The organism is Aneurinibacillus migulanus, from assembly GCF_001274715.1.
GTDB classification, from domain to species: Bacteria; Bacillota; Bacilli; order Aneurinibacillales; family Aneurinibacillaceae; genus Aneurinibacillus; species Aneurinibacillus migulanus.
This window is the reverse complement of sequence record NZ_LGUG01000004.1, coordinates 525,102-543,651: the sequence shown is the minus strand read 5'-3', so window position 1 is coordinate 543,651 and position 18,550 is coordinate 525,102. Positions and strand designations below refer to the sequence as shown.

Below are 18,550 nucleotides of genomic sequence, written 5' to 3'. Positions count from 1 at the left end.
TTTTCTTCTATGATGACGACGAACGCCATGTTTGTCCATACTTCTCGGTAATCAAAATGTCTCCTGTACCAGGGCCTCGCACGGACCAGAATGCACTGGGGTTTCCTAACAAATGTCCGGCGAGAAACCACCGTATCGGTCCTCCGTGTGTAACAAGTACGGCCGTCTCCGTAGGAAGCATATGCTCCTCCAAATCGGACAGCCAACGGCCAATCCTATCCCCCAGCTCGTAGAGACTTTCTCCTTCTGGAGGTGAAACATCGTAAGGATTATTATACCATTTTTCGGCCAATGATTTGTGTGTCCGCATAATTTCTTCATACGTCTTTCTGTCCCATTGTCCAAAATCCAACTCACGTAACGCCGCAGTTTCTACTACCGTCATTTTGTGTGAACAAGCAATGATATGTGCTGTCTCCTTACAACGTAGCAAATCGCTTGTATAAATATATGTAACAGGCTCGTTCTTAAGCCGTTCGGCAGCAGCAAAAGCCTGCTCTCTCCCTTGCTCATTTAGCGGCGCATTATAATGTCCGAGATACCGACGCGACCGATTATCCTCCGTCTCGCCGTGCCGCACCCATATCCACCTCACATCCATAACCTCCCTGCAGCAATAAGGGCGACAAGCGTTACCGCTTCTGTCCATTCCACCAGTGCACCATAGCAATCTCCCGTCAAGCCGCCTAAGCGACAGGATACCGAACGGAGAAAAATCCAGCTCCCCAGCGTTACCACAAGTAATGCAAGCATACCAATCCAATCGAATAAAACAATGGTCAAGCATAGCACAAATATAAAACCGAAGCTTACCTTCCAGACCGTAAGTCCACCTCTAAGACCCGTTCCCAGACCTTTTTCACTTACATATGGCCAAAACCAGATAGCAGCCACAAGCGCCATGCGTGCAAAAAGCGGAGGAAGCAACAACCATATTTCTTTGCCGCTCCCTACAAGCTCATACAATGCCGATACTTTAACCATAAACAAAAGAATGGCCGCGGTAACGCCCATGGCGCCTACCCGGCTATCTTTCATAATTGCAAATATTTTCTCCCTCTCTCGCCAGCTTCCCAATCCGTCCGCCAAATCCATCCACCCATCCAGATGCAAAGCTCCGGTGCTGTACACCCAAAAGACTAGCGTCAACACAGCAGCGAGCGGCGCAGGCAACAGCCAGCCGGTAAGCCAGGCAACTCCCCATAGCAACGTGCCCAGCAGAACACCTACGGCCGGGTAAAAAGCCACACTGCGCTGCCAATCCTTCGGGTCAGCACTGAGTTTAGGAACAGGAATGCGGGTCAAGAAAGCAATGGCATGCAACAAAGCGTTCATATTCTCTCATCCTTAATCTTCCATGGAATGCCCGATAGCACAGCATATACTTCCTGTGCCTCTGCGGCAATTCGCTGATTGACCACACCAAGCGTATCTTGAAACCAACGGCCCAGCTTCGACATGGCAACGCCGCCCAATCCGGTCTCACTGGTTACAACGAAAACAGTGCCAGGATAATCTCGTATTGCGCTTATCCAGCTATCTACTGCTCCTATAATCCGCTCCGTCTCTTCTACGTCCCCCCACTTGTCTTCCGGGACACCTACTAACAGATTGCTTATCCATGTCGAAACACAGTCAAATAGCACAACTTCGTAATCATAATAGGTCTGCACCTCTGCGGCAGCATCGTACGGGGTCTCACTCAGCCCCCAGGAAGCAGGACGACGTTCACGATGCTGTGTAATACGCTGCTCCATCTCTTTATCTGTGCATACGCCCGTCGCCACGTAAAGTACCGCTCGGCTTTTTTCTTTGACGAGCCGTTCCGCAAATGCACTCTTACCCGAACGGACTCCTCCAGTGACTAATACGATACTCACGGTTTTGTCCTCTCCTCTATTCTCTCTTCCACCGTTTCCACCAAAGCTTGAAGCAGCCGATCATTTTCCTCGCGAGATCGCACCGCAATACGAAAATCCCGTGCCGTCAAACCCGGATACATGGCGCAATTACGAATCATAATACCACGCCGCCCCAGCGCGTTCTGCATCGCTTCCGCCGTATATCCCTTTGGTAGACGCACCAGTAAAAAATTGGCCTGTCCCGCCCACACCTGAAAACGCAAATCCTCCGATAATCGATTATGCAAATACTCCCGTTCATACGCGATCAACTCGCGGGTAGCCGCTTCATATTCATTCGCCTCGCAGCACGCCTCTCCGGCCGCCAGCGCAAAGCAATTGACGCTCCAGGGAACCTGCTTCCCTTTCATACGTGCGATAATATCTGGATGTGCAGCCGCGAACCCGAGGCGCAGCCCCGGAATTGCATAGAACTTCGTAAGCGAACGAAGCAGAATAACGTGCGGGTACAATGCCAGGTGTTTAAGCAATGTCGGTTGACTTTCATCTGGAAGAAAATCGATAAATGCTTCATCGATTACAAGATAGACACCTTTCTCCTGCGCCTGCATCGCTAATCGGCTTAGCGTTTCCTGGCTATACATAAGCCCGGTCGGATTGTTGGGATGTCCAATAAACAAAATGTCAACCTTATCTAGCAGCAAACCAAGCTCTTCTTCCATCGGTAGAAAACCTGTTTCTTCCTGTCCGATACAGCCGATTACCTCTGCTCCATACTGCTTTGCAAGCTGCGTATACTCTACAAACGAAGGATAGATAACACCGACTGTCGCGGGAGCAAGAGCCAGCAATGCGAGCGCCATACATTCGGCTGCACCATTTCCAACAAGAAGCGCTTCTTCCGGCACATCATACTTCTTCGCCAACGCACACAGGAGCCTACGATGAGCAGGGTCTGGGTAATGTCCGATGCTATTCTTGGCATGGACAATCGCTTCCAGCACTCCTTCTGGTGGCCCCAACGGATTAATGTTGGCACTGAAATCCAGCAACTGCTCCGGTTCTACATCAAACAGAGTAGAAGCAGTCAACAAATCGCCCCCATGCCCAAACTTTTCAAGCCTGGCCATTAAAATTCAATTCCCTTTACAGCCGGAATACCTTCATCATAGTAATGTTTAAGGGGCTTCATCTCGGTCACTAGGTCAGCTTTATCCATGACTTCAGAATACGCATTTCGCCCTGTGATGACCATATGCATCCCGTACGGGCGATTCTCGATAAGTTCCAATACCTCTCTGAGCGGCAATACGTTGTCAATAGGAAACGTGCTAATAGAAAGCGCATTATTCAGCTCGTCCAAAATGACCACATCATATGCGCCGCTCATCACTTTTTCTTTTGTGAAAGCCCAGGCCTCCTTCAACGCTTCCCGATGTTCCTCAGGAGTTTTCAGCCAGGTAAAGCCAATGCCTTTTTGATGCATTTCGATACCTATCTTATCGAACATAATCTTCTCCCCGTAGGTACGTTCAGGCGACTTGATGAATTGAATGACCAGTACGCGCTTCCCGCGTCCGCAAGCCCGGACTGCAAGCCCGAGTGCCGCCGTTGTTTTCCCCTTACCATCTCCAGTATATACAAGCACCAAACCACGTTGTTTATCCGGTTGATTCATGCCGTACCTCCCCATTTATTGTAATAGATGAGTGTATCTAACTCCCGCCGTTTCTCCCATTTTTCTGTTTCTAAAATCGGGGCAACAGGATATTGATCCGTATAGCCGAGCGATAATAGAGCAACCGGGTCAATATGTGGCGGTAGCCCAAGAATGTCACGCACATCGTTTTTCTTATAGAAACTTACCCATCCCATAGCGATGCCTTCAGCACAGGATGCCAGCCACATATTCTGAATAGCACAGGCCGTCGACATGATGTCTGTCTCAGGAATTGAATTACGCCCCAGGACATGCGAGCCTCCACGTGTCGGATCACATGTAACACACACTGTCAGCGGCGCCTCCTGAATGCCCTGCACTTTCAAGTGAAGGAATTGCTCCGCTCGTTCCCCTTCATAATGGATAGAAAGCGCTTTTCTCTCCTTCTCTGCCGCCCATGCTAGGCGCTCTTTTACTTCAGTGGATGTAACTAATATAAAATTCCAGGGCTGCATAAATCCTACGGATGGACCATAATGCGCGGCTTTCAATATCCTTTGCACCGCACCATCCGGCAGTGGCTGTGTAAGAAATGAGCGTACATCACGCCGCGCTCCGATTACTTTGTACACCGCTTGCTTTTCCTGTTCAGTGAACATCATCCGTTCTTCCCCCTTATGCATCGTCTCCGCGATTATCCGATACCAATTCCCAAAATCTATTCCAGAGCCGCTCCGTATCCTGCCATCTCGCATCATCCAGGAAATCGTCGTCCAACAGCTGCTTAAACAATCGCCTGCGCTGATGTGGACTTTCCACCTGCTCTAATACAATACGGCGGGCTTCAGCCAAGAAATCAACATACACCTCGTACGTCTCGTCATATGCCTCTCCAAGCTCGCTGACAAGTTTTCGTGCAAGACCCGGGCTCGCTCCTTCCGTAGCTACGGTCATGAGCAGCCTTCCTCGACGAAGCTGGGCTGGTACGGTAAACGTACTTGCATCCGGTCGGTCTGCAATATTGATAAGCTGGTACGGTGTCAACGCTTCACGAACGGATACGTTTACCTCCGAATTATCCGTAGCTGCAAAGACAAGGAACGCCTCCTGTACGTCTTCCGGTTCAAATGTTTTCTCCCGCCATTCGATACGCCCTGTCTGTACGAATGTGTGTAACCGCTCCGTCAGCGTAGGACTGACTACCGTAATGAAAGCACCCGTATTCAGAAGGGTTGTCGTTTTTCGCTCGGCAACCCTTCCTCCACCGACTACAAGACATCGTCTCCCCTTTAGTTGCAGCATAGCGGGATAGGAATATTCGGCCATTTGCAAAACCTCCTATGATTTGACGGGAAGCGGCAGCCCTATAATGCCATAGAGCTTCTTCATATCAATGTGTTCTCTTACAAGAGCTGCCAGCGCGGTGTAGCTCGCCTCCCGACGTTCCGACTCGGTGTGCACTTCGCCTTCTACCAGCTTCATCCCTTTTTCTAGTCGTATGCAGTTAAGCCATGCTCTTGTAAATTCTCTGTTATGAAATACACCGTGCAGATATGTACCCCATACGGCTTCGTCGTCTGCGACCGTCCCGTCCGTATGGCCATCATCCAACCGAAACAGTGGACGGCTACCTTCTTCTCGCATCGTTTGTCCAAGATGGATTTCGTATCCAGTCACGGCCTGTCCGGTCGCAAAAGAAACACCGCATACTTCCCCTTCTACGCGTATTGTCCGCTTGCCCGCCCGGAATGTTGTATGAATCGGCAGCAAACCCAGCCCTTCACTGCGTTCATAAATCGATTCAACGCCGTCTGGATCGTGCAGTTCCCTACCCAACATCTGGTAGCCGCCGCAAATTCCCACGACATACGCACCATCCCGTGCAGCCTGTCCAATCGCATCTGCTAGGCCAGTCTGCTTTAACCATCGTAAATCGTCTGTTGTATTCTTCGTGCCAGGGAGGATAATAATATCTGGATTGTTCCACTCGGCAACTGAAGCGATTAGGCGTATTCTGACGCCTGGTTCATCATACAGTGGGTCGACATCTGTAAAGTTGGAGATACGGGGCAAACGAATAACTGCAACGTTAAGAGCCTCTCCTTCTTCATCCCGTTTTTTTAGCTTGAGTGTAGATAAGGCCAGTGAATCTTCAGCATCAATGCCTGTGTCAGCGTAAGGTATCACTCCAAGCACCGGGAGCCCAGTATGTTCCTCCAGCCAATCCAAACCTGATTTCAAAAGAGAGAATTTTCCGCGAAATTTATTGATAATAAAACCTTTTACTCTTGCCCGCTCATCTTCATCCAACAGTGCAAGCGTTCCGACAAGCGATGCGAATACGCCGCCCCGATCAATATCAGCGATGAGCAGAACCGGCGCATCCGCCAGTTCTGCCGCCTTCATATTGGCAATGTCGCGGTCCTTCAGATTGATTTCCGCCGGACTGCCCGCCCCTTCCATGACAAGTACTTCATATTCTTCTGCAAGTCGATCGAGTGATTCGCGTAATACTGGCAATGCAGTCGGTACATAATCGCTCCGATATGCCCCTGCTCCCATATCAGCATAATGCTCACCCCGTACGATGACCTCGGCAATCATATCCTGCTTCGGCTTTAAGAGAATCGGATTCATGTCTGCGGTGGCCTCAATGCGGCACGCTTCCGCTTGCACGCCCTGAGCCCTTCCGATTTCTTTACCGTCACGTGTAATATAGGAGTTCAAAGCCATATTCTGCGACTTGAACGGTGCAACTTTCCAACCATCTTCATACAAGATGCGGCAGAGCGCGGTGCATAACACGCTCTTGCCTACATCCGATGACGTACCTTGCAGCATAATTGCTTTCATCTATACTCCCCCTGTTTGATTAATTCGAACGGGCGGAGACGGAATTAGGATTCGTACGCGGCATCCATAGACCGGCCACAAGCGCCACCACTGCTACGATGCACATCACCAGAAACACATTGTGCAACGCATACGCCAGCCCTTCTCTCATAGACGATATGAGCTGTACCGGCAGGTGACTTGCCGCTTCTGGACTTAAGAGCTGATTCATATCCGTTCCTTCTTCCAGCCCGTGTTCCTGCATATACCGTACGATTGCGGAGTTAAATAACGTTCCGAACATTGCAATACCAAAAGTCTGCCCCAGCGTACGAACGAACGAGTTAGAGGCTGTTGCCGCACCGCGGAGTTTCCAATCTACGGATGATTGCACCGTTACAGTAAACACCGTAACCGCAAGCCCAAAACCTAACCCGACGATAAACATAATCGCAACAATAACAATCTGTGATGTATCTATGCTAATTAGCGCAAGCCAGAGCGAAGCCAGCATAACTGTGAGTAGCCCTAGGAGCGCCGTATTGCGCGTACGAATCCGAACCATTAGCTGACCACTGGCAATAGCCCCAAACAGCCATCCGATAGACATTGGGGCCAGCGCTAATCCTGAATTTGTCGCTGCTCCACCGTATACTCCTTGAATCCATATCGGCAAGTAAGCCGTAATAGCAATCAGAACAGCACTAACAATGAATGAGACGAGATTGGAGATGGAAATAGATCGGATGCTAAACAATTGCAAAGGTAACATCGGCTCCTGAGATTTTATTTCGACGATAACAAAGACTCCCAAGAAAACAACAGCAACTGCAAATAAAGTAACTATCATTCCCGAACTCCATGGATACTCTTGTCCACCCGTCAAAAATGCATATAGTAATGCACACATTCCAATGGTGAATGTTACTGCACCAGCATAATCAATATGCTGCTTTTTCTTTTCAAACGATTCGTTCAAGTACATCCATACCAGAACGACGGCTATAATACCAAATGGAATGTTAACAAAGAAAATCCAATGCCAGGAAAGAACATCAACGAAAAAACCGCCTACCAGCGGTCCAATAATACCTGAGATGCCCCAAACAGAGCTAAACAACCCCTGGATTTTAGCACGCTCCTCAAAGGAATAAATATCACCGATAATCGTAAATGTTACCGGCAATACTGCCCCTGCGCCAATCCCCTGAATCGCACGGTACAAAATCAACTGTTCCATCGACTGGGCAAGTCCACACAGTACTGAACCCAGCAAAAAGACCACAGTTCCAAACGTAAAAATAATCTTACGTCCGAACAAGTCGGCCAATTTCCCATAAATGGGTGTCGTTACAGACGTAGTAAGTAAATATATCGCAAACACCCAACTAATTAGTTTTAGTCCTCCTAAATCGCTGACAATTCGGGGCATAGCGGTGCTGACGATAGTGACTTCAATCGCCGCCAAGAACGTTGCGACCAGCATTGCGATCGTTACGTTTCTTCGATTTGTTTTCATACGCTTTCTCCTTTTTCTTTCGCCCACCGTTTCATTAAGCGAGCGTATTTCTGCTGGTAGCGTATAAGATTTCCGACGTAAAAGTCAATCTCTTGGCCCGCTATTCATATGCCGGCACATCCTTTGCCAAAAAAACCGCTGTGTTCGCAGCGGGGATTTTACATTGATTTACAGACCCAGTTCATCGAATGTTGCCATCTCATTCAGCATAGCGACAGACGCCTCCAACAAAGGAAACATCAATACTGCGCCTGAACCCTCGCCTAGCCTCATCTGCAAATGTAGCACAGGTGATAATTCCAAATAAGAAAGAGCCGCCTTATGCGCTGGTTCCTCGGATAGATGAGAAGCAAACATATACGAAATCGCCTGCGGGCATATTTCATACGCAAGTAAAGCTGCTGCGCCTGCAATAACGCCGTCCACGATGACAGCCATTTTGTGCGCTGCCGCACCGAGTATCACTCCAACTAGACCTGCGATTTCCAGACCGCCTACACAGGCTAATATATCGAGCGGCTCTAAAGTAGAACGCCAATGCTTCCCAATACCGTTCACGGATAGCGAGCGCTCGATAATGTCCGCTTTTGCCCGGCGTTTCACCTCATCGATACCGGTCCCTTTACCTGTCAATTCATCCACTGGGCGACCTGTAATGGCGGCAGTCAATGCGGCGCTTGGGGTCGTATTTCCGATGCCCATGTCACCGAGAGCCACCGCCTTATATCCCTGCGCCGCCAATTCTTTCATAATACCGATGCCTATTTCGATAGCGCGAATTGCTTCATCACGGGTCATTGCCGGACCTTGTGCCATATTTTCCGTACCCGATTTTATTTTTTCATCTCGCACACCCAGAAGTCTCTGTGCCTTGCTCCCAACATCGACGACAATAACTTCCGCTCCCATACGGCGCGAGAATACATTAATCGCAGCTCCGCCCCGCGTAAAATTCCCCATCATTAATCCCGTTACTTCTGAAGGAAAAGCGCTTACACCCTCTTCTACCACACCGTGGTCGCCGCACATGACTACCACCGCTTTTTTATCCATTACTGGCATTTCCGTCCGCTGTATGCCCGCCAGGCGGATAACCATCTCCTCCAGGGATCCTAAGCTTCCTGGAGGCTTGGTGAGGTTATCTACCCGCCTTCGCACCGCTCCCATACTTTCTTTGTCCGTTTCCACGATGTGGCTTATCGTATCCGTAAGCAACGCACCAATCGTTTGTTCCATCGTCTCATCCACCGTCTTTCTCCATATAGTTCGAGAATGGCAAGGACGCAACGGGGCGAAGGGCTTCCTGTCCGCTTGTATTTTTATGTACGGCAAAAAAGCCCAGGTCAAAGACGACCTGGACTTGCCACATCCGGTTCTATGCTACCTGATCCCCGAGTATTTCGTGCAATAGGCAGGTCTCCTGGCTCCCGGATCAAAACCATGTGTCAGTAGCCTTCCCAAGCGCATATGCTCAGTGACTACCGACGGCTCCCCGGCTACAGTGGCGGGCCCGCGTATTTTCTTCCCTATTCTCCCTTAAGTAAGGGCACCTATTGCGTCCTATACACATTTACAAACAGCATACACCGCTTTTCTTACTTTTTCAACACTTGATAAATTCGCTCGATCGCCCAATCCAAATCTTCTTTGGAGATAATAAGCGGCGGTGCGAAACGGATTGTAGTTTCATGTGTTTCCTTACAAAGCAGTCCCAATTCTTTCAACGCCTCGCAATACGGACGCGCTGCTTCCGTCAGTTCAACGCCAATGAACAGACCACGTCCACGTACTTCCTTAATAGCCGGGTTTTCGATCTGCTGTAGCTTTTGCTTGAAGTATTCGCCCATCTCCAGCGAACGTTGCACAAGGTTTTCTTCTTCAAGCACTTCAAGCGCCGCAATCGCAACTGCGCAGCCTAGCGGGTTACCTCCGAACGTAGATCCGTGTGAGCCGGGCTCGAATACACCTAGAATTTCTCTGTCAGCTGCTACTGCAGAAATCGGAAATACCCCGCCACCAAGCGCCTTACCCATAATGTACATATCCGGTTTTACATCTTCCCAATCGGATGCGAACATTTTACCTGTGCGACCAAAACCGGTCTGGATTTCATCGGCAATAAACAGTACATTGTTTTCTTTACACAGCTCACGAGCCTGTTTAAGGAAACCTTCCGTTGGCATCAAGATGCCGGCCTCCCCTTGAATCGGCTCAGTCATAAATGCAGCCGTATTCGGCGTAATCGCCTTACGTAGAGCCTCAATGTCGCCATAAGGAATGATTTTGAATCCCGGGGTAAATGGTCCGAAGCCACGTTTATATGCCTCGTCGGAAGAAAACGATGTAATCGTAGTTGTCCGACCGTGGAAATTACCTTCAGAAACGATGATTTCAGCCTGGTTGTCCGGTACCTTTTTTACGTCATATGCCCAACGGCGCACGGCTTTTATCGCAGTTTCCACCGCTTCCGCCCCGGTGTTCATTGGCAGAATCATATTTTTGCCTGTCAGCGTCGACAGCTTCTCATAAAATTCACCTAGCTTATCGCTATGAAATGCACGGGACGTTAGCGTTACCTTATCTGCCTGATCTTTTAGCGCCTGAATAATTTTCGGATGACGGTGGCCTTGATTAAGTGCTGAATATGCACTCAACATATCCATATACTTATTGCCTTCCGGATCTTCTACCCATACACCTTCCGCTTTAGAGATAACAATTGGAAGTGGGTGGTAGTTTCTGGCTCCGAATTTTTCCGTTTTTTCAATGATATCATGCGTTTTTGTTGTTGAACCGTTCATGATGATTCCCCTCTCTGCAAAATAGAGTGTGTGGCTTCCTAAATTCCTTTTACAAAATCTCGGACGACAGCTTCGGCTGTGTGAATTGCAGCAAGTAATCTGGTCCGCCTGCTTTGGAATCCGTACCTGACATGTTGAATCCACCAAACGGATGCACTCCAACAATGGCTCCAGTACACTTGCGGTTGAAGTACAGGTTGCCCACATGGAACTCGGTACGGGCACGCTCGATGTACTCGCGGTTGCGGGTAAACACCGACCCGGTCAAGCCGTATTCTGTATTGTTCGCTACTTCCATCGCATGGTCAAAATCACGCACTTTCGTAAATGCTACGAACGGTCCGAACACTTCCTCCTGCATAATGCGCGCATCCGGGTCTACATCGGCGAAAATCGTCGGTTCTACGAAGAAGCCTTCGTCGCCAGCTGGCTTGCCGCCTGCCACGAGCTTGCCTTCACGCTTGCCGATTTCTACGTATTCCATTACTTTGTTCAATGCTTTCTCGTCAATGACCGGACCGGTGTAGTTGGACGCATCACGCACGTCGCCTACTTTCAATCCTTTTGTGATGTCCACGACTCGGCTTAATACCTCATCGTACACCGCCTCATGAATAATCGCACGCGAGCACGCGGAGCATTTCTGACCGGAGAAGCTGAACGCTGATGCGACGATGTTTTGTGCCGCCAGTTCCACATCTGCATCATCCAGCACGACGATGGCGTCTTTGCCGCCCATCTCAGCAACGAGACGTTTCATCCAGATTTGGCCTGGAGCCACTTTGGAAGAACGCTCATGAATGCGCAAACCGACTGCACGGGAACCAGTGAAGCTGATAAAACGGGTCAACTTGTGATCAACCAGGTAGTCTCCGATCACATCCGGACGACCCGGCAAGAAGTTCACCACACCCGCTGGAAGACCCGCTTCGACTAACAGCTCATAAAATTTGTAGGCGATGACTGGCGTCTGGCTAGCCGGTTTCAGAATAACGGTATTCCCGGTCACCATCGCAGACGTCACCATGCCAACTACGATCGCCAGCGCGAAGTTCCATGGCGGAATGACAACACCGACCCCCAGTGGAATGTATTCCAGGTGGTTGTCTTCGCCCGGCAGGCGGACGAGTGTTTGCTGACCACGGTCTTTGAGTTCCAGCGCCTGGCGCGCATAATATTCCATAAAGTCAATTGCTTCTGCCGTATCTGCATCTGCTTCTGCGCGGCTTTTACCCGCTTCCAGCATAGGCAGAGAANGCTGCGTTGTGCATCGCTTTATCAGCCAGCGCTTGATCCGCACTGGATACGCTTCCAACTACTTCTTTTTTCGCGGACGGGTTCACAGAAACGAGACGCTCTTCAGTCATCACTTCTTCGCCACCGATAACCAGCGGATAATCACGGCCCAGCTCAGCGGATACTTTCTCCAGTGCCTCATTAATCGCGTTCATATTTTTCTCTTCAGCAAAGTTTGTAAACGGTTCGGGACGGTATGGAATCATGTAGAAAACCTCCTGTTGACTTCATTTTCGTTTGTCTTTTTACCATTGCAATTACAATGCCAAGTTTACGCAATCCATAGTATCCGTTTTGCTATACGCTTCTTACCCATTTGATGCTATTTTCCTCAGCATCAAACACGCAAAATATTTATGCAGCAAATTTATTTTGCCTATCATATGCAAAATAATTAAATGGAAGACTTTTAATTAACCGAAATTAGTATTTATTATTTGTCAAATGAAGTTTCTGTCCTGTAACATATACAAATATATTGTGTTTTTTCAAAGAAGGGATGAGAAATCATGTTTAAAGCAGAGAAGTATGAAACATCCCGCGAGAAGAATTATGAACTCGTCGGTAAACAACTTAAGGCATTAATCGAAGATGAACCGAATCGAATCGCCAACCTTGCCAATGCATCCGCCCTGCTCAACCAATTCCTGGAGCGCATCAACTGGGTCGGCTTCTACCTATATGAAGAAAGAGAAGAACAGTTAATTCTAGGTCCTTTTCAGGGTCTTCCCGCATGTGTTCGTATTCCACTAGGCAAAGGCGTATGCGGTACATCCGCAGCTGAACGCAAAACGCTACGCGTGGCGGACGTACATCAATTTCCCGGTCACATTGCGTGCGATGCCGCTTCTAGGTCGGAAATCGTCGTTCCTATTATTAAGGATGGAATTCTTGTCGGAGTCCTCGATATCGACAGTCCGGAGAAAGACCGCTTTGATGAAGTTGATGAAAAAGGACTTGAGGCTTTCGTACACACCTTATCCGAATATTTATAAGAAAAACTCGCAGGAATTGCCACTTGTCTTTTTTCACAACGAAAAGCAGCCACCCGAACATCTTCCGGATGGCTGCTTTTTATTTCTCCTCGTCTTTCTTTGGCATGATATTCTTAAAGTTTGAAACGATGTCTTTGGCTTTTTCCGTTTCCTCAGTAATTCCCTGTTTAATGAGATTCAAATTCTTCTGAATGGAGGCGAGACGCTCATTCTTGGTCATCTCTTCCTCCCCGTCTTCCGTCTTTGCCTTATCCGCTTCATATAACCCCGGCATCTCCGCGCCTCGTCCCAAGCGACGCTGCGCCTCACGAGATTCTGCAATCTGCGGTGTATCCAACGGGTCCCATTCCTTTACTTCAGCAAGTCTCCCTTTCTCTTCCTTTTTACGTTCCATTCTCTCTTCAGCCATAAATTGCGCCTCCTCCTCAATTCTCTTGTCTGTCTTTACCCCCCATCCCGAATGCGTAAAACACAAGAGAACCGCCGCACTTATTGCACTCTGTTGCTAAATTCTTTCAGCGCACCCTGCACAAGGGGTAATTGGGAAAACGCTGAACCACCTCTAAGAGCCGCCGCTACCTGAAGCGTCTCATAAATCTCCTGCTCGCTCGCACCCTTATGGAGTGCTTCCATCGTATGATATAGAATACAGTATTCATCCTGAGATGCCAGACTAACGCCAAGAGCAATCAACTGTTTATCCTTCTGGGAAATCATCCCTTCAGCGAATGATACTCCTGTAAATTCATTGTATGCCCGGGTAAAATCAGGACTCATCTGCTGAAACGCACCTACACCTTCTTTATAATCATGAATTGCCTGCGTATAATGGTCCATTACTGCTTCACTCCATCCGTATAGTATTCGATCACATTCCATAGTATGTTCCGATTCATTCCCCCTTATAAAGCGCAAAATCAAATAGCAAATGTGCAAAACATTATTTCTTTTGCATAATTATTTTGCATATCAAATTCTAAAAATTTTTTATAAAATAAAAAAGGTTATTGATTATCCAGGTCTTTCGACAAAAAATTTAAATCAGGTCGAATTTTGGCACTAAACTTGCAAAATTAATGTATTAAAATACATATTAAGGGGGACTCGACTTGACCAACAAACAAGCACCACCGGTTCCATTCTGGCTTGCTATTATTCCTTTACTTACAATGATCGGTGCTATGGCCATCACAATCATTAAGTTCGAAGGCAGTCCGCATATTCCGCTTATCCTTGGTGCCATTGTATCCGCTTTCATAGCCTGGCGCCTCGGCCACAAGTGGGATGAAATTGAAAGCGGTATCTATCACGGCATTCGACTGGCGCTCCCCGCCATTGTCATCATTATTGCCGTAGGCATCATCATTGGTGCATGGATTGGCGGCGGCGTAGTTGCCACCATGGTATATTACGGCTTAAAATTAATCACTCCGTCCTTCTTTCTTGTCTCGATTACACTAATTACTGCAATTGTCTCACTCGCTATCGGAAGCTCCTGGTCCACTATGGGTACAATCGGCGTAGCCGGTATGGGTATCGGTATTAGCATGGGAATTCCAGCTCCGATGGTAGCTGGGGCTATTATTTCCGGTTCATATTTTGGCGATAAAATGTCTCCTCTATCAGATACGACGAACCTGGCATCCGGCGTAGCCGGATCCAATCTGTTTGAGCATATTCGTCATATGTTTTATTCCACGATTCCTGGAATCGTTATCGCATTAATTGCCTACTGGTTCCTTGGTCGTCAATTTGCAGGTACATCGATAAATAATCAGGATATTATTGCTGTAATGAATGAATTGCAAACCCAATTCGTTATCAGTCCGTGGCTTCTACTTATTCCGGCTGCTGTTATCGTGCTTGTAGCTCGTAAAGTGCCTGCTCTGCCAGCTTTGATAGTTGGTATTATTCTTGGCTTTCTCGCTCATGTTTTTGTACAGGGTGGAAGCGTACATGAAGCCGTTAATACACTATACGGCGGCTTTAAAATCGAGTCCGAAAACAAATTAATTGGTGAGCTGTTTAACAGAGGTGGAATTGAGGCGATGATGTATACGGTTTCCTTAACTATTGTCGCTATGACATTCGGCGGTGTTCTGGAAAAGACAGGCATGCTCAAATCCATCGTAGATAAAATTCTACTTATCGCAAGAACCGGAAAACAATTGGTTGCCACTACGGTTGTTTCTTCGTTTTTCACAAACGTTGTGGCGGCGGAACAGTATATTTCCATCGTAGTGCCGGGCCGGATGTATGCAAGGGTATATCGGGAAAAACGTCTGCATCCGAAAAACCTGTCACGCGCGTTAGAAGACGGCGGTACATTAACCTCGCCGTTCGTTCCGTGGAATACGTGCGGAGTGTTTATTCTTTCAACGTTGAGCGTTCATCCGTTCGCTTACGCACCATATGCGATTGTCAACTATATTGTTCCAATTATTTCGATTCTGTTTGCTGCAACCGGCTTTACCATCCAAAAAATCACCGATACAGAAGCCAAGCAATTAGAACGCAAGGAACAAGAAGCACAAGCGCAAAATATATAAATCTACTTATAAAAAGAGCCGGATCGAAAAATCGATCCGGCTCTTTTCCAATATCACGAAACCTGAGAGAACTATTCGTCCAAAATAAGGGCATGCACAATGCCCGGACCATGCACTCCGATCGTCAAATCGTTCTCAATATCAGCGGAACGGCTCGGCCCACTAATAAAATGAACCCCTGCCGGTAGCTGATTACCGAAACGCCTCGTTAAATCAGTCATGACTTCACCCATTTTTGTCTTTATATCACTCACCCGCAATACAGCAATAAATACAGTAGGCAGGAGACTAACCGAACGTCCCTGCCCAGCCGCAGAGAGAGCTACTACCGTTCCAGTATGGGCAATAGCATAATCCACTACTGCAATGCCGATATCAGCCCCTGCTGCTTTGACAAGCAGCTCTTCTTCTGCTCGCTCGTTCCATACCGTCATTTCAACATCCGGTAGATTTTGTTCCATGTTCATCTCATTAAGCAATGGATGATCAAAACGAATCATATATTTTGCCTTCATCGTCTGCGCCATATCTTCAATATAATTACATAAAGAAGTCAAATTGGGGAACCGCTGTGTATATCCTCCCATGTTTGTCCAATTAGTCATAAATAACTCGATTCGTTTTTCTTCTGAAAGTTCGTATGCCAACCAAAAGTCCGGTGCACCGCGAAAAGGATGATCTGGAGCCTTAGTAATACGCTGCCGATTCAGACGGTTTGCGATATGGGCAAAGAACTGCTCCTCCTTCATGGCCGCCTGCTCATCCAATTTACGAATCATTTCTTCCTCCCGCTTACTCATGATGTTTTTCCTCCCGTTTTCGCTTGGCTTCCTGTAGCCGTTTCAGCATGTCCGGCGCCATCGTGTTCCTATCGGCAAATAGCTCGGCAGATAAATCGCCCCATGTATCACGGAAAGAACCATCTGCTAATACAGGAGCATATCGATGCTCCGTCCAACCTTTGAGCGGGCCAAGCTTAGAAGTAATCGCTCCGTCACGTACGACGATTTTCTGACCTGCTTTTCCCAAATTTACAATACGCTTAAAGCGTCGATGATTCGACATGATATACTTAAATCCCTTAAACGCCATACGTTCCGAAGCCGGTGTATACCCTTCCTCCACCTTCTGTCGACGAATGTAGACAAGCATGTCATGCAACGGGATTTTAACCGGACACGCTTCATGGCAAGCTCCGCAAAGGCTGGACGCGTAGGAGACTTCACCCCACTTTTCCATATCCTGATTCAGTCGGGGTGTCAGAACAGCTCCAATCGGCCCGCTATATACCCATCCATACGTATGGCCACCAACATGGCGATATACTGGACATGCATTCAGGCAGGCCCCGCAACGGATGCAATTCAACACTTCCTGGAATTCCGGGTCGCCCAATTGTGAAGACCGTCCATTATCGAGAATGATAATATGCATCTCTTCCGGCCCATCTGAATCTTCCTGACGACGTGGGCCGGTAATGGCAGACATGTATACCGTCAGTTTTTGGCCTGTAGCCGAGCGTGGCAACATCGTCGCCATGACTTCCAAATCATCAAGCGATGGGATAATCCGTTCCATGCCCATATACGTAATTTGTGTTTTCGGAACGGTACTCACCATGCGGGCATTGCCTTCATTGGAGAATAACACCATAGATCCGGTCTCTGCGATAGCAAAGTTGCACCCGGTCATACCGATATCCGCCTCCAGGAATTTCTCCCGTAGTTTGGCACGAGCGAAACCTGCAAGTATAGGCGTTTCCGGCGGCAACACCTCCCCTGCTTCCTCTGAAAATAATTCCGCAACTTGCTGTTTATTCTTATGGATAGCTGGAATGATAATGTGGGAGGGTGTTTCTCCCGCCAGTTGGATAATATATTCGCCTAAATCGGTCTCAATCGCTTCCACTCCGATTTCTTCAAGCCTATGATTAATATGCAGTTCTTCAGATACCATGGATTTCGATTTCACGACCGATTTCGCATCTTTTGCCTCGGCAATTCTCATCGTGATGTCGACAGCTTCTTGTGCTGTTGTTGCGAAATGCACATGCACTCCAGCAGCTCGGGCATTTTTCACGAATTCGGATAAATAATAATCTAAATGAGCAATCGTATGAAGACGAATCTGTCGGGCGCGCTCCCGCCATTCTTCCCAGTTGCCCAGTTCATCGGAAGCCAGTTTTTTTGATGTACGAAGCTTTTCAGTTGTATACTTTACGGCATTGCGTAGGAATTCATCATTAAGGGAAATGTGCGCTCTATCTTTAATTGTGGTCGTTGGATCAAACGTTGTACTCATACTTTCTGCTTCACCCCTTCATACAGCAGCTCCGCCAAATGCATTACACGCACCTGCTTGCCTTCATAGCGTAGGCGACCACCGATATTCATCAGACAGCCCATGTCCATGCCGACCAGCACCTCGGCTTCAGTCTCTACTACATGCTGCACTTTCTCTTCCACCATTGCACCCGAAATCTCAGACATTTTAACGGCGAATGTACCTCCGAATCCACAGCAATCTTCCGCAAAAGGCAAATCAACAAATTCCATGCCTTTTACATTAGCAAGCAATTGCCTTGGCTCTTCTTTGATACCAAGAAGCCTCGTGCCATGGCAGGAAGGATGATATGTTACTTTATACGGAAAATGCGCCCCAATATCCGTTACACCTAATACGTTGACAAGAAATTGGGAGAACTCATACACCTTTTCACTAAATTCGCGAGCTTTTTTAAGCATGACCGGATCATCTTTGAATAAAGACGGGTAATAATGATGGATCATCCCTGTGCAGGAGCCGGACGGCGATACAACAAAATCACTATCATCGAATGCTTCGAGAAGCGTTCGCGCACTGGCACGTGCCTCATCCCAATATCCGCTATTGAATGCGGGCTGTCCGCAACATGTTTGCACTTCTGGAAAATGCAACTTCACTCCCTGACGGGCAAGAATCCGAGACATCGCTTCCCCGACCCGTGGGTAGATCGCATCCGACAAGCATGTAATAAAAATGGAGACTTTCACAAAT

At 48.0% G+C, this 18,550-nt stretch carries 19 protein-coding genes, 2 pseudogenes and 1 riboswitch; of the genes and pseudogenes, 2 read left to right on the top strand and 19 right to left on the bottom strand.

From position 1 onward, the window contains the following. Window positions 1-7 precede the first annotated feature (7 nt). From AF333_RS04190 to AF333_RS34655, 14 genes and pseudogenes are all read right to left on the bottom strand, one after another. Entirely contained in the window at window positions 8-595 is a 588-nt protein-coding gene (locus AF333_RS04190) for a histidine phosphatase family protein (RefSeq protein ID WP_043065120.1), read from the bottom strand. Further along, window positions 592-1,335 carry an adenosylcobinamide-GDP ribazoletransferase gene (gene cobS / locus AF333_RS04185; protein WP_043065121.1) on the bottom strand — a complete coding sequence of 248 codons (744 nt, stop codon included), beginning with the start codon at window positions 1,333-1,335 and terminating at the stop codon, window positions 592-594. The genes AF333_RS04190 and cobS overlap by 4 nt, the downstream gene beginning before the upstream one ends. After that, a complete protein-coding gene (cobU, locus tag AF333_RS04180) occupies window positions 1,332-1,880 on the bottom strand; it encodes a bifunctional adenosylcobinamide kinase/adenosylcobinamide-phosphate guanylyltransferase (protein ID WP_043065122.1) in 549 nt (182 codons plus the stop codon). The genes cobS and cobU overlap by 4 nt, the downstream gene beginning before the upstream one ends. Then, window positions 1,877-2,992, bottom strand: a complete 1,116-nt coding sequence (cobD, locus tag AF333_RS04175) for a threonine-phosphate decarboxylase CobD (protein ID WP_043065123.1) — start codon at window positions 2,990-2,992, stop codon at window positions 1,877-1,879. The genes cobU and cobD overlap by 4 nt, the downstream gene beginning before the upstream one ends. Continuing rightward, window positions 2,992-3,540 carry a cob(I)yrinic acid a,c-diamide adenosyltransferase gene (gene cobO, locus AF333_RS04170; protein WP_043065124.1) on the bottom strand — a complete coding sequence of 183 codons (549 nt, stop codon included), beginning with the start codon at window positions 3,538-3,540 and terminating at the stop codon, window positions 2,992-2,994. The genes cobD and cobO overlap by 1 nt, the downstream gene beginning before the upstream one ends. Continuing rightward, the gene (gene bluB / locus AF333_RS04165; RefSeq protein WP_043065163.1) at window positions 3,537-4,181 is read right to left on the bottom strand and encodes a 5,6-dimethylbenzimidazole synthase; all 645 of its coding nucleotides are present in this window, start codon (window positions 4,179-4,181) and stop codon (window positions 3,537-3,539) included. Before bluB ends, cobO begins: the two co-directional genes overlap by 4 nt. 16 nt (window positions 4,182-4,197) lie before the next feature. Then, window positions 4,198-4,848: a precorrin-2 dehydrogenase/sirohydrochlorin ferrochelatase family protein gene (locus AF333_RS04160; protein ID WP_043065125.1), complete on the bottom strand. Its 651-nt coding sequence runs from the start codon at window positions 4,846-4,848 to the stop codon at window positions 4,198-4,200. Window positions 4,849-4,860: 12 nt separating this feature from the next. Beyond that, window positions 4,861-6,375 (bottom strand): cobyric acid synthase, encoded by a 1,515-nt coding sequence (locus tag AF333_RS04155; protein WP_043065126.1) that lies wholly within the window; start codon window positions 6,373-6,375, stop codon window positions 4,861-4,863. A 19-nt stretch (window positions 6,376-6,394) separates the two neighbouring features. Then, a complete protein-coding gene (locus AF333_RS04150) occupies window positions 6,395-7,873 on the bottom strand; it encodes an MDR family MFS transporter (RefSeq protein ID WP_043065127.1) in 1,479 nt (492 codons plus the stop codon). 168 nt (window positions 7,874-8,041) lie between these two features. Next, window positions 8,042-9,121, bottom strand: a complete 1,080-nt coding sequence (cobT, locus tag AF333_RS04145; RefSeq protein ID WP_235356620.1) for a nicotinate-nucleotide--dimethylbenzimidazole phosphoribosyltransferase — start codon at window positions 9,119-9,121, stop codon at window positions 8,042-8,044. Then, window positions 9,114-9,242 (bottom strand): hypothetical protein, encoded by a 129-nt coding sequence (locus AF333_RS36655; RefSeq protein ID WP_255322215.1) that lies wholly within the window; start codon window positions 9,240-9,242, stop codon window positions 9,114-9,116. Before AF333_RS36655 ends, cobT begins: the two co-directional genes overlap by 8 nt. Before the next feature lie 24 nt (window positions 9,243-9,266). Next, window positions 9,267-9,442, bottom strand: a riboswitch (cobalamin riboswitch). A 26-nt stretch (window positions 9,443-9,468) separates the two neighbouring features. After that, window positions 9,469-10,674: an ornithine--oxo-acid transaminase gene (locus AF333_RS04140; RefSeq protein ID WP_043065128.1), complete on the bottom strand. Its 1,206-nt coding sequence runs from the start codon at window positions 10,672-10,674 to the stop codon at window positions 9,469-9,471. A 49-nt stretch (window positions 10,675-10,723) separates the two neighbouring features. Next, window positions 10,724-11,930 (bottom strand): annotated as a pseudogene (locus AF333_RS04135) (L-glutamate gamma-semialdehyde dehydrogenase); the annotation flags it as partial. A gap of 1 nt (window position 11,931) precedes the next feature. Further along, a pseudogene (locus AF333_RS34655) lies at window positions 11,932-12,176 on the bottom strand (L-glutamate gamma-semialdehyde dehydrogenase); the annotation flags it as partial. 303 nt (window positions 12,177-12,479) lie between these two features. Here AF333_RS34655 and AF333_RS04130 point away from each other — a divergent pair. Next, entirely contained in the window at window positions 12,480-12,965 is a 486-nt protein-coding gene (locus AF333_RS04130; protein WP_043068549.1) for a GAF domain-containing protein, read from the top strand. 79 nt (window positions 12,966-13,044) lie between these two features. Here the strand turns inward: AF333_RS04130 and AF333_RS04125 are convergent, their stop codons facing one another. Beyond that, window positions 13,045-13,374, bottom strand: a complete 330-nt coding sequence (locus AF333_RS04125; protein ID WP_043068548.1) for a hypothetical protein — start codon at window positions 13,372-13,374, stop codon at window positions 13,045-13,047. 80 nt (window positions 13,375-13,454) lie between these two features. Continuing rightward, window positions 13,455-13,844: a carboxymuconolactone decarboxylase family protein gene (locus tag AF333_RS04120; protein ID WP_235496088.1), complete on the bottom strand. Its 390-nt coding sequence runs from the start codon at window positions 13,842-13,844 to the stop codon at window positions 13,455-13,457. 290 nt (window positions 13,845-14,134) lie between these two features. On the opposite strand from AF333_RS04120, the gene nhaC reads away from it, so the two are divergent. Further along, the gene (gene nhaC, locus AF333_RS04115) at window positions 14,135-15,514 is read left to right on the top strand and encodes a Na+/H+ antiporter NhaC (RefSeq protein ID WP_043068569.1); all 1,380 of its coding nucleotides are present in this window, start codon (window positions 14,135-14,137) and stop codon (window positions 15,512-15,514) included. Between the two features lie 71 nt (window positions 15,515-15,585). On the opposite strand, the gene AF333_RS04110 is transcribed toward nhaC, so the two are convergent. The 3 genes from AF333_RS04110 to AF333_RS04100 are packed head-to-tail and all read right to left on the bottom strand — an operon-like array spanning window position 15,586 to window position 18,546. Beyond that, complete coding sequence (locus AF333_RS04110) at window positions 15,586-16,314, bottom strand: LutC/YkgG family protein (protein WP_043068547.1); 729 nt, start codon at window positions 16,312-16,314, stop codon at window positions 15,586-15,588. Beyond that, window positions 16,307-17,815, bottom strand: a complete 1,509-nt coding sequence (locus AF333_RS04105; RefSeq protein WP_043068546.1) for a LutB/LldF family L-lactate oxidation iron-sulfur protein — start codon at window positions 17,813-17,815, stop codon at window positions 16,307-16,309. The genes AF333_RS04110 and AF333_RS04105 overlap by 8 nt, the downstream gene beginning before the upstream one ends. After that, entirely contained in the window at window positions 17,812-18,546 is a 735-nt protein-coding gene (locus tag AF333_RS04100) for a (Fe-S)-binding protein (RefSeq protein ID WP_043068545.1), read from the bottom strand. The genes AF333_RS04105 and AF333_RS04100 overlap by 4 nt, the downstream gene beginning before the upstream one ends. Window positions 18,547-18,550: the final 4 nt, after the last annotated feature.